The sequence below is a fragment of the Pedobacter sp. genome, from assembly GCF_035566355.1.
GTDB lineage: Bacteria > Bacteroidota > Bacteroidia > Sphingobacteriales > Sphingobacteriaceae > Pedobacter.
Map to the genome: position 1 here is coordinate 1 of NZ_DATMRL010000064.1, position 16379 is coordinate 16379.

Consider the following 16379-nt stretch of genomic DNA (forward strand, 5'->3'; position numbering starts at 1 on the left):
GAAAGTCTGGGCCTCTATATGGAAGCGACTGCCAACACCTATTCCGTAACACCCGGCGCTCACCTGCAGGTGCAGGTTGAAGTGATCAACAGGTCCAAGGTACCGGTTCAGCTCCGTAAGATTTCCTTTCCCTTTCGCGAATCAGATTCCAGTCTGAATGCTTCTCTGGAAAATTCACAAGGTAAAAAATTCAAAGCCAGTGTAACCGTCCCATTAAATACCGATTTTTCACAGCCCTATTGGTTAAAGCAAAAAGACTCCCTGAGTCTGTTCTTCATCAACAACCAAAAAGATGTAGGCCTTCCTGAAAACAATCCGGAAGCAAAGGTCAGTTTGACCTTTGGCATCGGCAGTCAAACCTTTTCCTACACCCTACCCGTTCTTTACAAACATAACGATCCGGTCAATGGAGAACTTTACCAACCCCTCTCCGTTACTCCTCCTGTATTTGCCAATATTGCCGAAAATGTCTACATGTTCAGCGGACAGGAGCCTAAACAAATCACTATTTTTATCAAAGCCGGTAAAGCCAATATAAAAGGAAACGTAGCTTTAAAACTCCCACAAGGCTGGCGTTCGGAACCCGCATCCATTCCTTTCCAGATCGATACTGACCAGGCCGAACAAACGGCAAACTTTAACCTCTATCCACCCGCAAATGCCAGTGAAGCCGAAATACAGGCCATTGTAAACCTCGACGGAAAAGACTACAGCAAGGGCATCAATGTGATCAATTACAACCACATCCCGGTACAAGTCCTTTTCCCCGGTGCAACGGCCAAAGTGGTCAAACTGGACCTGATCAAGAAAGGTTCAAAAATAGGCTATCTGATGGGGGCAGGCGATGAAGTTCCACGCAGCCTTCAGCAAATAGGCTATGAGGTAACGTTGCTCAAAGATGCCGACATCAATACTGAAAACCTGGCCAGATTTGATGCGGTAATTACCGGTGTAAGAGCTTATAATACCCTCGACAGGATAGGTTTCTATCATGGAAAACTGATGGAATACGTAAAAAACGGAGGCAATCTGATTGTGCAATACAACACTTACAGTGATGTAAAAACCAATCCCGGACCCTATCCACTAAAACTTTCTACAGACCGTGTTACCGTAGAAGGTGCAGAAGTGAGGTTCCTGCTGCCAGATCATGCTGTCCTCAATACGCCAAACAAAATCACTTCCAGGGATTTTGAAGGTTGGGTGCAGGAAAGGGGCCTCTATTTCCCCAGCCAATGGAGCAAAGAATATGAAGCTGTACTTTCGGCCAACGATCCTGGAGAAAAGCCTCTGGATGGAAGTCTGCTGGTGGCCAAATACGGAAAAGGAAATTTTGTTTATACTGGTCTTTCTATGTTCAGAGAACTGCCGGCCGGGGTTCCCGGAGCCTACCGCTTATTCAGTAATATGATCTCCCTGGGAAAATAATTATCCTTCTTCTAAAAAATTATCTTAAATTCAGCCCTCAACAACAGCACCAGTCTTCCTGGTGCTGTTGTTTTAAACCAAATAGCGATTAACCAGCGCAAACAATGAAAAAAATCTTCAGCAACCTTACCTTTCAAGTCATCTTCGCCATCCTTTTAGGCATCATAGCCGGTGCCTGCTTTCCATCTTTTGCGCCTGCGGCCCGTACCATCAGCAAAACGTTCATCAATATGATCAGCATGCTGATTGCACCCATCATTTTCTTTACAATTGTATTGGGTATTGCGAGGATGGGCGACATGAAAAAAGTTGGCCGTGTAGGCGGCAAAGCGTTGCTGTATTTTGAAATCATGACCACCCTTGCTCTTTTTATTGGGCTACTGGTTGCTAACGTCCTGAAACCTGGAGCAGGTGTTACCCCGGTACATGAAAAGATCAAAGATGCCGCACCACTGGCCACAGACAACATCAACTGGCTGGAGTTTGTTACCCATATCGTTCCGCACAATATTGTCGAATCCTTTGCCAAGGGAGAAATCCTGCAAATCTTGTTTTTTGCCATTCTCTTTGGTTTCGGCATGAGTAAAATGGGCGAGTCCGGCGCTTCAGTACTGCATGGATTTGAAAAAATCTCACAGGTACTCTTCAACATGATGAAGTTCGTGATGAAACTGGCACCCATCGGAGCCTTTGGTGGAATGGCCTTTACCGTGGGTAATTATGGCCTCCATACCCTGCTCCCTATGGCCAAAATCATGCTTACCGTCTACCTCACCTGTATTCTGTTCATTTTTGTCATCCTCAACCTGGTCTGTTATCGTTATAAATTCAGTTTATGGGCTTATCTCAAATACATACGTCAGGAGATTCTGGTGGTCCTGGGTACCTCTTCCTCTGAATCAGCATTGCCAAGCATGATGCAAAAGATGGAAAAGTTCGGCTGTTCCAAATCCGTAGTTGGCCTGGTCATTCCTACCGGTTATTCTTTCAACCTGGATGGCACTTCCATTTACCTGTCTGCGGCCCTGATCTTTCTTACTCAGGTATTCAATATTGAACTCAGTATCTGGCAGCAGCTCACCGCCATGGGTATATTAATGGTCACTTCCAAAGGAGCTGCAGGAGTTACAGGAAGTGGGTTTATTGTATTAAGCACAACATTGGTTTCTTTAAAGATCATGCCCGTTGAGAATGTAGCCATCCTTTTAGGCGTAGACCGTTTTATGTCAGAAGCCCGTTCCATCACCAATCTCATCGGTAATGGTATTGCAACCATAGTGATTGCCAAAAGCGAGAATGAATTTGATGAACAAAAGTATCAACAAATCTTAACCCCTTCCACTACCGAAGACATCGAATAAAAGCGCTCCGGAAAAACATAGGTCACAATTATAGATTACAGCAAAGTCCTGTACACCAGAGGATCCAGTTGATAGACATCTTTATACAAATGAATCAAACCACTCTGATCTGCCCATGCCGTAAAATAGGTAATCCAGATTGGAACTGGCTTAGGTAGCCCGATAAATTTAGCTTTAGGATAGCCGCTGCTCATGGCCCGTTTGATCTGTTCGTATTTATCATTCTGTCCAAACAGTGCCAACACAAGCTCCAGCGGTTTTTCAACCCGTACGCAGCCATGACTAATGGCCCGCATCTCCTTTTTAAAAGGAGATTGCAGCGGTGTATCATGCAGATAAACACTGCTTTCATTTTTAAAGAGGAATTTAATCCGACCCAGGGCATTCTGTTCTCCTGGTTGCTGTTTAAAAGAATATTCATCCGGGTCTGCCATACTCCAGTCAATCGACTCCGGGTCTCCGATCAGTTTACCTTTCTTATATACATTAATATTGTTATTGGCCAGGTAATAGCGGTCCTCAGCCGCATTTTTAGTCGTCTCATTTCTGGCGATACTTTGCGGAATATTCCATACCGGATTAACCTGCACCGAATAAATCATACTATTCAGCTGTGGGGTTTCCTTCTCGCCTTTCTCCCCTACACAAACCTTCATCTGCAGGATCGATTTACCCTGATTTAAAACATCAAGATTAAAAGCGGCTATGTTCACCCGAACCAAAGTTTGCCCGGAAGGCTGGTTCTTCCATCTCAACCGTTCCAGGTTAACCACAAGTGCCATGCAAACTTCCTCCTTGCTTTTCATGGCTGTTCGGGCTTCCGCATTTAAAGCCCTCTGCAGAGCCAGGTACTGCCGGTTCTTAGGTTGTATACTATCCAGGTATTTCCTCAGAGACTGTACTTGCAATATATGAGAAATAGCTGCACTATCCGGCCTTAAGGTCAGCGTACTGTAATGAGGACAAATCTTTGCAGGATCAGCCAGACCATATTGCAATACCGAACTGTACTTAATCAAGGCACTTGCTACCGATAATTCCAGTTCCATACTGTTCCTGTAGCCCTCTTTACCAGATACAGCTCCCTGTTCCAAATACTGATCGTACTGTTTTTGGATAGCCGTTAAACCAAACAATTCCGGATTTAGCCCATGCCTACCCGCCTGCGACAAATACCCTAGAAAGCCTTCAATAGAATGATCAGAAAGGAACCTGGAAATCAATACAGGTTGATAATTTTCCCTCTCATAAAAACGACGGATCAGCTCCGGATAAACCAGATCATCAACATTATGTTTAAATACCTTACTAAATTCAGACTGAAAATCAACGTCCCTTTTGTTCAACTGGGCAGCAGGCACAGGCACCACATCAGCTCTAACCTCGGATCCTGCTTTAACCAGGGGCCGTTTTACCGTACAAGACCATTGAAAGACAAGACAAAAAAACACCACAAACAAAACACCCTTTACGGAAAGCATGGTTAGCATATGTTCCCTTGACTTCATAATAAACAGCTGAACTTATCAAACAAACACACTGACCCACAAATAGTTTCAAAACAAACTATAAAAAAAGAAATCTACTCCCAACGTTCTGCACCCTAGCCTCTGCGTCCTACTCTCAACCCCCTGCTCTTAAACCTCTACTCCCTGCCTTAACCTCTGCTCCCTGCACTCAACTCTATTCTCTGCTCTCTATTCTTTGCCCTCTACTTTATTCTCTGCTCTCTTCTCTACTCTCTACTCTGCTCTCTACCCTCTTCTCTACTCTGCTCCCTGCACGGTCACCTCCCTCCTCTGCAATTTGCTACGGAAAATTCTCGTACGCTGCGGAAAGACCTCAGAGATCTGTCCGCTTCTTCAGCGGACCTGATATCGTTAGTCTTGAAGCAGCTGTACAGAATTTTCCAAAAAATTCACCTCCAAAAGCATCATGTAAAAAAAAGGGATATCCGAATCCACGGATACCCCTTTCCCTATTCACACTAAAATTAATCTACTTAATTAAAGTACCGTAAAAGAAGGAAGCCGGATTCGCAGTCGTATAAAAACCGCCATAAGAAGCCCCTCCACCAGGATTAGAAACCCAATCCACTTTAAATGTATTGTTACTGAAGTAATCTTTTAACGACGTCAAACCACCACCAACAACACCCGCATTACCATCCGAAGCCAGATATACAAAAGAAAACGTTCCACTTGCATCTCTTGAATAGCTATAGGTCATATTGGCCTGGAAATTTGAATTCGATGTATTGTGGTAATAGAACCTCAAACTCATCGTATTATCCAGGTTGATGATTACCCTGACAGCATCCAGTGTTCTGCCCGCATTCCCCACAGCCGCTAAACCAGTTTTGGCCGCACTATATTTCGCATTAAAATCTGAAGACAAGTTCGCAGCTACAGTATTCGGATTGTACTCCATTTGTGAATAATCCTTCCCAGCCGGCATAAACAAGGTCCTTAGTGGAATAATAGGCGTTACGGAATTCTGTAAATCAATACGGGTAGTACCAGACATCGCATAATAGATTTTGCCTGCCGGATCATATAACAGCTCATTAAAACTAAAATTCCCATATTTCAAATAGGCGCTGAGGGTAATTTTATTGATGCCATAAGCAAAATTTACCGTTTGAAGCTGACTGACTTCTTTACTGTCCAGGTAATTTAACTTCACTGTTTTCGCAACCGGATCAATCAAAACGGCCCCTTTAGTCCCATCCGAAAACAACAAATAAGGGTTTTTATTGAGCTGTAAGTAAGCTGTATTCGCCTGAGTCATCGTTTTAAGTCCACCCTCCAACAGGGCTTTTGACTCTTCAGCACCCAGTTTGATCATCACCATTTTATTACTGTTAAACGTACCTTCCATTTTGATGCTATCGCCCGCTACAGAAGCAAAGGCAAATTCAAAATCAGAAGACAAACCAGATGCAGAAGCACCACCGCTTACCGAAGCATCGGGATCTGCAGCCAAATGGATATAATTGTAAGTGTCAAAGATCAGTGTAGGGCGTTGCAACGCCTTCAAACGGTAAGTACTTTCCTGCAAGGTTGTCGCCGTGCTTGCATTAAAATCAGACAGCATTTTAACTTTTCCATCAGCACCAAACAGAAAGTAAAAAGAGAAACCTTTCCCTCCTTTAGGGTAAATCATCGCTTTCCAGCCATTGGTTGCCGAGGTAATCTGACTCTTATCTGCATCCAGGGCCTTTGCCAGCCTGGTATCAGGATCATCAAAGATCGGGTCCTGATCTTTTTTGCAACTGGTTATAAAAGCAACTACAACCAGCAGAACATATATTATTTTTTTCATTTGAATATATTTTTTAAAATGAATTAATTACCAGGAACACCAAAGAAGAAAGATGTCGGATCAGCTGTTTTAAAAAGACCGATATATTCTGATGCATAGTTCGAACTGTAAAACCACTTATAGGTAAATTTATTCTGTGTCAGATAATTTGTCAAACTGTTTACACCTGAAGCAATCACTCCAGCATTACCGTCGGTACTCGCTAGCGCAAGAGAAATATTACCACTGGCATCAGAAGTTACATTGTAAGTGAAATTGGCCACCAAGGGGCTTCCTGCCGAGTTGCGATAATTTAACCTCAATACCATCTGGTTTGCAGCAGGATAAAGAATATTGAAATTATCCAGGATACGTCCTGCATTTCCAACCAGTGCCAGACCTGTTTTTGCAGCAGCAAACACCTCTTTAAAGTCAGCAGATAAACCTGGTAAATTATCCGGATTAACGGTTAAAGCCGTATTGTTCTTTCCAAAACCAAGATAAGTTAATGGCGAAAGCGGTGCAGTCTCGTTCAGCGCAATTTGTACACGGCTTTGCAGCGCATAAATATCAATGCCCCAGGTCTGTTTAAAATAGCTCACCACCAATTGTTCTTTAGCGCGGATAGCAGCCACTGCTGTAGCAGATGTATTGGCCTTTAAAATCGCCTCATATCCTTGCTTTCCTTCGGTCAGCATGATAGAAACCATCTCGGCATAATCCTCACCAGGAGCAGCCTGGGCATACTGGCTGATGAAACCATTTGCTGCAAAAGCAGAACTGTTGTTCCAATCTGCCGTATATCCGGCCGGAGTCACCATTGCAAACTCCTTCTGATAGGTAACGGTCTGGTTCAGGATATGTGTAAATTCGTGGTGTATCGTTTTCAATACTCTCTTTGCAACGGACCGGTCTGTTTTATCAAAATTATTGACATTAAATAAAGTGACCTTAACACCACCTTCTGCTTCTCCTAAGGTAACTGTACCACCGGAGTTGTATTGTAAACTGCCCACCAGTACGTATTGCTTAGGTGCAAACCGCTTTATAAAATCCTGCCCGGTTTCAGCCGTATAAGCATCAATCCAGCAGGATTTAACCACCTCCATTAAAGGCTGTACCTTTTCGAATTTAGGTGGCGTCAAGGTTTTGGAATTGTCGTATTCCGTACCATCCCACCTGTATTTTACACTAATGTTATAAGGCTTGGTAAAATTATTATACAACCACTGGTCCAGTGCTGTTTGCTCCCAGGTATCGCCACCCAAACCAACGATATTCCGGTCTAGATTTTCGTTCTTTTTACAGCCCAGGAAGGAGGCAACAAAAAAGAGTATGATTAAAATATATTGTCTTTTCATGTTCTTGGTTCTAAAATTAACGTGGATTTTGTGCCAGACCGGCAAGTGTAACTTCTGAAGGCAACTGCCAAAGCTTGCGCTTATCGTCGGCACCCAGTTCCATTGCGTTACCATTGGCATCAAGATGTGTAACAGTCATTTTTAGTCTGAGGATATCCATCCAGCGCATCCCTTCCTCCACAAATTCGGCCCGTTTCAAATCCAGAAGAGCATACAGGTAAGCTTGTTTAACATCTTCTGTTTTGGCCGCGTAATACGTGGTGATCTTTGTCTCTGTTAAATTGCTGCTTGCAGCTACATAATTCGTCATTCTGGTACTGATCAACGTGTTCATATCTGTAAGTGCCTCCGCATACTTTCCCTGCATAATATAAGCCTCAGCCCTGTTCAAAAGCACCTCTTCAGTGGTCAGCAAAGACTGCATCAGATAACCCACTCCTGTACTTGCATTGATACTCGTACGTACAAAATGTTCATACAGTTTTGGTACAAAATAGAATGTAGAAGAATAAGAATAAGTCTTATAGGCATTCAGGCTTAAACCAACCGGAGCAAGAATACTGTTTAAACGGTTTTGGCTCAATGAATAAATAGTTCTTGCATAATTCCTGGCCGCCCATGAAGATGTTTCACAAAGCAACAGATTCCCCGGATTGGCTGCACTAGACATATTCTGTGCAATTTCAGTGGAACCGCCTGTTGGAGAACCAAAAGCCAGCCATGGGCGAACGTTAGCCGCAAAGTTATTTGCAGGAAAAGCCAGGCCTGCATATTGAACAACCTTGGCCATGTCTTTTTTAAACAGATAAAAGCGGCTGGCAAAAGCATAAGCTGCCTTATGGGTAAAATGATATGCAGGAACCCTGTATTGCTCATCCTTTAGTAATGGAATACCCGCCAGCAGGTCCTTCTCAATCTGTTCATATACATAAGTCACCGTTTTTCTTTCATAGTTTTTAAGAACAATGCTCTCTGGCGTGGTAACATACGGTATCCCCGGATCAGTTGCTGCAGTTGCCGGATCATAGCATTTAGAGAAAAAAGTAACCAGCATGAAATGCGCATAAGCACGGGCAACCAGAGCTTCTCCTTTTTGAGCACTGTAATTCTGTGGATCGCTTGCTTTAGCAATGGCATCAAGGGCCTGGTTTGCAGCTGCAATGGCAGCGTAACAGTCATTCCAGTAATTGTTCGGGGTATCTTGTCCGGTTCCCTCTACGTCTTTCCAGAAATAAGCATCCCTGTTTTCAGGTTTGTCATACCCGGTTGTACTGTTAAAAGAAGGGTTATCAGACATGGCCTCAGCCAGCATAATATAGCTTCCGCTAGGATAAGCCGTTACCAGCAACTCCGACACTTTTTCGGGGGTATTTAATTTGGTCCGCTGATCGGGAGCCTGCTCCAGATACTTTTTACATCCTGTACCCAGGGATGCTATAGAGATCAATAAATATGCAGTATATTTTTTCATTTCAAACACTTTTAAATTCCAACTTTTAAAGACAATGTAAACTGTTGCGGGATAGGCAATGCCACACCACCGGAACCAAAGAACTCCGGATCCTGGCCTTTTAATTTTTTATCCGCATAGATCAGCCAGATGTTGTTGCCCTGCAGTTTTAAAGACAGGGAGTTTACCCCGATCGTCTTTGCAAATTTCTTAGACAGATCGTAACCCACAGCTACCTGCTTAAGGCGTACAAATGAACCATCAGCAACCCTGTCTGAAGAATAGTTATAAGCCGTAAACGGATATTTACCAGACAAAGACTTGATCATCAGATAATCTGCAATTGCAGGTACATTGGTCATGTTTTCATCTCCAGGTAAAGTCCACCTGTCCAGAAATTCTCTTGGCATCGCTTTGCTGTCGTCATAACTGGTAGAGAAAACATTGTTTAACCTGATCTTGTTACCGGTTTGATAAGAAACAAAAAAGTTAAAATAAAAATCTTTATATCTAAATGTATTGGTCCAGCCACCGGTTACCGGAGGATCTACCGGGCCTTCATATTTCAGGTAATCGGTTGTGGTACTCTGAACATATACACTGGTATTGAGCTGTCCATAATCGTCTATAAAAGTAGGTACACCAACACCATTCAGTTTTTGGAAGTCGATAGAATACAAGCCTCTTACCGCTCCACCTTCTTTAGGACCGCCTTCCGGTACAATTAAATCGTAGATACGCGGCTTGCTCTTTAAGTTCGAAATCCGGTTTTTAGAGTATCCAAAAGTAAAATTTGTCGACCAGCTGAAATCTTTTGTTTTAACAGGCATCCCACCAAGTGTAATCTCTACCCCTCTGGACTTCATATCCGCATAGTTGGCATATTTGGTAAACTCCCCTCCAATACCTGAAGTCCGGAAACTTCCGATCAGGTCAAAGCCGTTTCTTCTGTAAAAATCAAAAGAGAAATTTAAACGACTTTGAAATAGTCCCAGGTCCACACCTATATTTGTTTCATATTGTTTCTCCCAGGTCAGTTCAGAATTTTCCAAACCATCCAGTTCGATCCTCGGCTCCACTTCAGACAACCGCGGTCTCAGGGTTGTACTGTTGGTCAGTACCACCGATGAATTGGTGGCGCTTCCCATACTTGCGGTTAATCCATAACCTAACCTTAATTTTAAAAAGCTGATGGTTGGAAGTTTCTTAATGAATTCTTCTTCGTCCACATTCCAGGCACCACTTATGGTCCAGGTTGGCAACCATCTCGCTTTGCTGGTTTCGCCCAAACGGTTACTTCCATCATACCGGTAGGTACCGTTAATGATGTATTTTGAGTCGTAAGAATAACTTCCGTTTGCAAAGAAGGCTGCATATCTGTCATAGAACTGATCCATTCCATAATAATTGTAATTACCTTCCAGTTGCATTTTTATAATGCGGTAATCAATGAAGGGTTTACCTCCCTTATCATATTGATAGCCATAACCATTGCTGAAGCTGTTTTGACGGTTTGCATATTTGATCTCCTGGCCAATAAATGCGCTCAGGGCATGCTTACCATAATCATGTCTCCAGTTGACCTGGTTTCTAACGTTGAAATTCAACAGATAATCATCATTTCTGTTGTAAAAACCACCCTGTGGCAATACCGTTTCTTTGTCAATGATCTCCGGATGATCGGGATCATCATACAGGAAAATATTCGCATTGGCAATGGTCGAGTTTGGCATATAGCGGTAAGCTGCAGCCATGTTGGAATATTCCGTAATCTTATGCTCGCGTGTGGTCTTTACATAACGCATGGCACCAACAGATCTGAATTCAAAATCTTTCAGGAATTTATAGTTCAGTTCCCCCTGTAATTTCATATCAATCATATCCAGATCGATATAATTGTTATCTAGCTCTTTTATAATGTTAAAAGGCGCATAATTACGGGTAAAGTACTCCAGGTTTCCATTTTCATCATATGGTCTTAAAGTGCGACTGGTGTTTAGCGCATAACTAAATGGATTGATGTCGAAATCACGGGTATATTTACCTTCAACAACATTGCTGGTGCGGCCCAATGTTCCCGGTGCCCTCTGCTGACGGAAAGCACCTGTGGCCAGGATACCAATATTCAATTTTGGTGAAAGGGTATAATTTCCACGCAGGTTCATGGTATAACGTTTGGCCTTGTCTGCAATGGTCCAGCCGTTATCATTATAATAACCCATAGAGAAATAGTGCTGCGATTTCTCAGATCCGGAGGAAATGCTCAGGGAGTGTTCCTGTACAAAAGAATTGCGGAAAAGCACATCAAACCAATCGGTGTTTGCTTTCGCATATTGCTTTAGAAATGCAGATCTTCCTTCCGGCGTATTCTCTACACCAAACTGTCCGGAAGTCGCATCAAAAGTATTGATCTGCTGGTACATTTTAGCAAATACACCACCGTTCATACCATTTACAATATTAGGTGACAAACCTCCTTTACGATAAACTTCAGCATACACAGACATCTGATCTGCTGAATTCATAATATTATAAGTATTGTAACTTGGTTTCAAAAAGCTCGAAAAGTTCCCGCTGTAATTGATCGTCGTATTTCCGGCTTTACCTTTTTTGGTGGTGATCACCACCACACCATTCATCGCTCTCGCCCCATACAAAGCCGTTGCAGACGCATCTTTCAGGATATTGAAGCTTTCAATATCATCTGCATTGATGCCTGCAACCGAAGAACCAAGTAATGTCGTCGCATCACCACTAGAAAGCTGGTCATTGGAAATGTTTACAATATCTTCCAGCACCACTCCGTCCACTACCCAAAGCGGTTTGTTCTCACCTGAAATGGAAGTTGCGCCACGGACACGTATTTTAGGTGCCGCTCCAAAGGTTCCGGAAACATTTTGTACCGACACCCCTGCCACTTTACCTTCCAGCATACGGCTCACATCGATCACTCCGTCTTGTTTGATGTCTGCACCTTTAATAGATGTTGCAGCACCGGTAAACAGTTTTTTTTCAATGTTCTGGAAACCGGTAACCACCACCTCAGTAAGGGCATTGGTATCCTCATGCATTTGAATATTAAAAGCGTTTTTTCCGGCAACAGGAATCTCCTGAGTTTTAAAACCCAGCATGCTTACCACCAAGACATCTCCATCCTTTACCCGGATAGAAAAGTCGCCCATTTCATTGGTAGAGGTGGCCAGTGTACCGCCTTTAATCCTTACTGAAACACCTGGTAAGCCAATACCATCATTAGCCGACACCACTTTCCCGGTAACAATCCGGTCTGGTGCAGCAGCTACATGTACTGCTTTAACCAGAATGTCTTTGTCTTTAATGGTAAAAGTTAAATTTCTGGGCTCAAAAATAGATTTAAGCACCTCTCCTACTTCTTTGTCTTTTACCTGTACGGTGATGGGTCCGGTGCGTTCCAGTACTTCATTACCGTAGATAAAATCGTAACCAGTTTGTTTCCTTATTTCTTTGAATAGTTCCTTCAAACTGACGTGGTCCTTAGAGAGCGTTACCCGTTGGGCAAAAGTGGTTGCTGATGCCTGCAGGGAAAGGACCAGGATTAATATTCCTGTGAGTTTCATAACCAGTATGGCAATTTTATAAGGAGCAATAGCGCTCCTTATTGAATGTGAATAATCATTCATATATTTGATTTGTAGGGTTTAAGTATTGGTTGATTGACACAATGAATAGGGTAACCCTTCAACCCTGCCGCCAAGCAGGATTTTTTGACCTTTCCGGGACGCAATCCGGAAAGGTTAATTTTTGTAGGTTAACCTGTAGAATTTTAGTAATTATTTCTTCATAATCATCTCCTTTCCTGTTTTAACAGTAATTTGTTTCGCTTCAACTTCAAATTCCAGACCGCTGGTTTCTTTCAGCATTTCCAGGATCTTGGATAATTTCTTTGTCCTGGAGATCATCCCTGTAATGTACAGCCCGGGCTTTACATCCTGGTAAACGACCTCTATATTGTACCACCTCTTTATTTGGCGCATGACCTGTTCAATGGGTGTATTATCAAACTGAAAATAACCGTTCTTCCAATCTGCAACTTCCTCCGGATCAATATTTTTCAGGCTGATATGATCTGAACTTCCACTAAACACAGCCTGCTGGCCCGGAACCAGCAGCTGAGAATTTCTTTCCAGACTTACACGTACAGAGCCTTCTGCTAAAGAAACTTCAGATCTGGGTTCATCTGCATAAGACATGATGTTAAAGTGCGTGCCCAAAACCGTAACTTCCGCTTTCCCGGCTTTAACTTTAAAAGGATGATTCTTATCCTTTGAAACCTCAAAATAGGCCTCCCCCGTTAAGGTCACATTTCTTTCAGCTCCGGTAAATACCGCAGGAAAGGATATCGATGAACTGGAATTCAGCCAAACCTGGCTGTTGTCTGGAAGAATGATCTTGTACTGACCCCCGGAAGGGGTGCTTAATGTATTTATATAAGACTTACCTGCAACATCATCTGCATTCGAGGAGGCTGCATCATACATCAGCATACCATCTGCTGTTTTCTTAATTTTGGTTCCACCCTGACTGGCCAGCAGCCCATCATTACTGGCATCAAGAATGATCTCTTTACCATTGCCCAGTTTAAGTACCGCTTTATTGCTACCAGGTTCTTTATCGCTGTGGTGTAAAACGACTGCCTTTGATGTCATTTTCAAACGCTCAGCACGTTCTTTCCAAATCAGCAGTCCTGTACCTGCAATGACTGTCCATACCGCCGCTATTTTCAGTACTTTTTTCCATAGGGGCCGGATCTTCCTTTCTTCCGGTGCAGAGACAATTCCTGTAAACATTTCATCCCAGTTTACCGTATGCACACCTGCCCCTGGCACAACGGTTTTATACCGCTGCTCCATTTCCGCCTCTAAACGACGGTTATATTCATCCAGTTCCAGGTAATTAAAAAACTCCTTTAGTTCCTCCTGGCTTACTTCTTTGTTTATATATTTTTCTAGAAGGTATTCAAACCTTTCTGTTGTTCTCTCCATCAGGACAAATCGCTGCTGTTTGTGCAGTACTATCCTATAGTTACATGAAAGCACTTAAAGGACCGCCCTAAATTGACTTTTTTTTAAAATATTTTTTTCAGAAGGACAAAAAGCACCATTAAATGGCCTTCCCGGGCTAAAAACAGACGAACATATCTTAAAACTTCAACCATAATATTTTTCACTCTGCTACGCGAAAGTCCGGTTTCTGCAGCAATATACTCGTGGCTCAGCCCTTCCTCCCTGCACATCCGGAAAATCTTCTGCTTCTGTTCGGGTAGCCTGGCGATGGCCTCATCTATTCGTTTCTTACTTTCACGAAACTCAATATCCTCTTGGGTAGAATTGCTTTCAGACTGCATATTTGCCAGAATGATCCGCTGCATTTTTTCATCTCTTATGGCATTGCCGATGTAACGCATCGTTTTGTTTCTCACCAGGGTATAAATATAGTTTCTCGGATGTTCCACGCTGGTCAGACTGTTCCGCTGCTGCCACAGGCTTAGAAAGGTTTCCTGAACAATCTCTTCGGCATCTGCTCTGGAATGGATAAAATTTTCCACAAATGTGAATACCCTGCCTTTATAGGTATCAAATACCTCTTTAAAAGCAGCTTCATCACCCATAGAAATCTTATGGAGCAATAGCTTTTCATTGATCAAATCATAAACTACCCCATGGGTTGCCATATTTATGCTTTAATTTAGTTTGTTTAGGAATAATAGTTCTTTAATTCAAGATTTCTTATGGAAATAGCAATGAATTGTTTGGTTTGGTATCGCAATTTAGTAATATTTTAAAAAAAACAAATTTTTGTTGAAATAATTTCCAAGATATAAGGAAATAAATTATAGATCTATCTTATGAAAATGGCTTTGTAAGAAAAGAAGGATAAGTTCGAAGGCTGCTTAAGCTTATCTTAAACCTGCATACATTCGGGTCCGGTTCAGGCTTGGTTCAAATTACTGATTGGCTTAATATAAACAGGGATCAAACAGGGACTAAACAGGGATTAAACAGGGACAGAACAGGGATAAAATTCCTGTTTTATCCCTATTTATTCTATATATAATATTTGTTTAGTTTTTATTTACCAATACCCACTATCCTATCAGCTATCCACCAGACATAAACCAAGCAGATAATAAAAAAGAGGAAGATTAAAAAATTAACAAAGGTTCCAAATCCTGAAAAGTTGGAATAGTAATCAAAGCCTATACCCTGATTCAAAACCCTCACCCTGTCCGGTCTCCTCCCTCCTCTGCAATTTGCTCAAAAAATTTAGCTTGTTGGTGAGGCGGCCTCAGAGATCTGAGGGCTTTTTCAGCCCTCCTGATATCGTTAGCCCCGAATCAACAAGCTAAATTTTTCAAAAATTCACCTCTTTATATTTTTATACTGTATCTTTAAATTCAACTATGACCACTCAAGAAAATAACATTCCCAGAGAAGCCCTGCGTGCCGTTGGAGCAGGCCTGCTCCTTATGTCTGTATTCACGATGATTTGGAGTTCGATTGCAAATGGTGGTTATCAAGGTCAGGACCGGCACTTGTTCCTGTACTTCTGCATCATCATCGTCCTTGTCTTTATAGTCAATAGCATCAAATTGTTTCGCCTCTCTTCAGCATTGCCATTATCTTCTTCCGAACAGCAAAATCAGGAGAAAAAAAGATCAGGAAAATGGTTTGCTATCATTTTTGGACTCGAAGGCATCAGCATTCCAATTGCGATCAACATTGCCATATATATGCATCATCCGGAACTTTCTATCCCACTTATGGCACTGGTGGTGGGTTTGCATTTTTATCCCCTGGCATGGGTATTTAGAAGAAAAATAGACTATTTTCTGGCCACCTGGAGTTGTATAATTGCTATTTCTGCCATTTATTTCAGCCTTCATCAGACCTTCTCTCAGGGGAATATATTAGCAATGGTAGGTACAGGACTAGCCCTTGCTACCATTGCTTATGGGATTTATATGATTTATAAGGGAAGAAAGATGGCCATAAAAGCGCTGCACCAGCAATCAGCCATCTAATTTTCTTACAAAGCTTCTATTTGCACAACGACACTTGTCCTGTTCAGATCAAGCAGCGGGTTAAATCCAACTTTCATTAAAAAATCACCAGAATAAACCTGCTCACCTGACAGAGCAGAAGACGCGCCCGGATATAGGTTAACCTCTTTAAGTCTGTACTTCCTTGCGGGATCCAAACCTTTCAGGCGTACAGGCAATTTACTTCCTTCATCATACCTGCTGCTCACCAGGTAATTAAAAACAACCCCCTTAGAGAGGTCATCCGACAGATATAGCATCGAAGCAACACTGCCTTCCCGGGGATTAGCCAGCCTGTATTGATTGCCCTGCCAAATGGTCGGTTTCAAACCATTATATACCTGTATCGCGTCTTTGCAAAATTTCAGATCATTCTCCGAAAGTTTACTCACCACGAT

The 16379-nt window shown here is 42.5% G+C and carries 10 protein-coding genes and 1 pseudogene; 3 read left to right on the top strand and 8 right to left on the bottom strand.

Annotated elements, in window-relative coordinates; genetic code table 11:
- Positions 1 to 1428: pseudogene (locus VNZ46_RS02385) on the top strand (LmbE family protein); the annotation flags it as partial.
- A gap of 104 nt (positions 1429 to 1532) precedes the next feature.
- On the top strand, positions 1533 to 2789 hold the full coding sequence (gene dctA, locus VNZ46_RS02390) for a C4-dicarboxylate transporter DctA (protein WP_325558468.1): 1257 nt from the start codon (positions 1533 to 1535) through the stop codon (positions 2787 to 2789).
- Positions 2790 to 2824: 35 nt separating this feature from the next.
- Here the strand turns inward: dctA and VNZ46_RS02395 are convergent, their stop codons facing one another.
- The 7 genes from VNZ46_RS02395 to VNZ46_RS02425 form a co-directional block, all read right to left on the bottom strand.
- Positions 2825 to 4297: a L,D-transpeptidase family protein gene (locus tag VNZ46_RS02395; RefSeq protein ID WP_325558469.1), complete on the bottom strand. Its 1473-nt coding sequence runs from the start codon at positions 4295 to 4297 to the stop codon at positions 2825 to 2827.
- A 490-nt stretch (positions 4298 to 4787) separates the two neighbouring features.
- The gene (locus tag VNZ46_RS02400; protein WP_325558470.1) at positions 4788 to 6113 is read right to left on the bottom strand and encodes a DUF4302 domain-containing protein; all 1326 of its coding nucleotides are present in this window, start codon (positions 6111 to 6113) and stop codon (positions 4788 to 4790) included.
- Between the two features lie 23 nt (positions 6114 to 6136).
- Complete coding sequence (locus VNZ46_RS02405) at positions 6137 to 7453, bottom strand: putative zinc-binding metallopeptidase (protein ID WP_325558471.1); 1317 nt, start codon at positions 7451 to 7453, stop codon at positions 6137 to 6139.
- Between the two features lie 16 nt (positions 7454 to 7469).
- A complete protein-coding gene (locus VNZ46_RS02410) occupies positions 7470 to 8924 on the bottom strand; it encodes a RagB/SusD family nutrient uptake outer membrane protein (protein WP_325558472.1) in 1455 nt (484 codons plus the stop codon).
- An 11-nt stretch (positions 8925 to 8935) separates the two neighbouring features.
- Positions 8936 to 12562, bottom strand: coding sequence for a SusC/RagA family TonB-linked outer membrane protein (locus tag VNZ46_RS02415; protein ID WP_325558473.1), 3627 nt, complete (start codon positions 12560 to 12562; stop codon positions 8936 to 8938).
- Between the two features lie 150 nt (positions 12563 to 12712).
- Positions 12713 to 13924 (bottom strand): FecR family protein, encoded by a 1212-nt coding sequence (locus VNZ46_RS02420; protein ID WP_325558474.1) that lies wholly within the window; start codon positions 13922 to 13924, stop codon positions 12713 to 12715.
- An 83-nt stretch (positions 13925 to 14007) separates the two neighbouring features.
- The gene (locus tag VNZ46_RS02425) at positions 14008 to 14613 is read right to left on the bottom strand and encodes an RNA polymerase sigma-70 factor (RefSeq protein ID WP_325558475.1); all 606 of its coding nucleotides are present in this window, start codon (positions 14611 to 14613) and stop codon (positions 14008 to 14010) included.
- Positions 14614 to 15342: 729 nt separating this feature from the next.
- On the opposite strand from VNZ46_RS02425, the gene VNZ46_RS02430 reads away from it, so the two are divergent.
- Entirely contained in the window at positions 15343 to 15963 is a 621-nt protein-coding gene (locus VNZ46_RS02430; protein WP_325558476.1) for a hypothetical protein, read from the top strand.
- A gap of 5 nt (positions 15964 to 15968) precedes the next feature.
- Here VNZ46_RS02430 and VNZ46_RS02435 read toward each other — a convergent pair.
- A partial coding sequence (locus VNZ46_RS02435; protein WP_325558477.1) for a GH36 C-terminal domain-containing protein occupies positions 15969 to 16379 on the bottom strand: 411 nt, incomplete at its 5' end.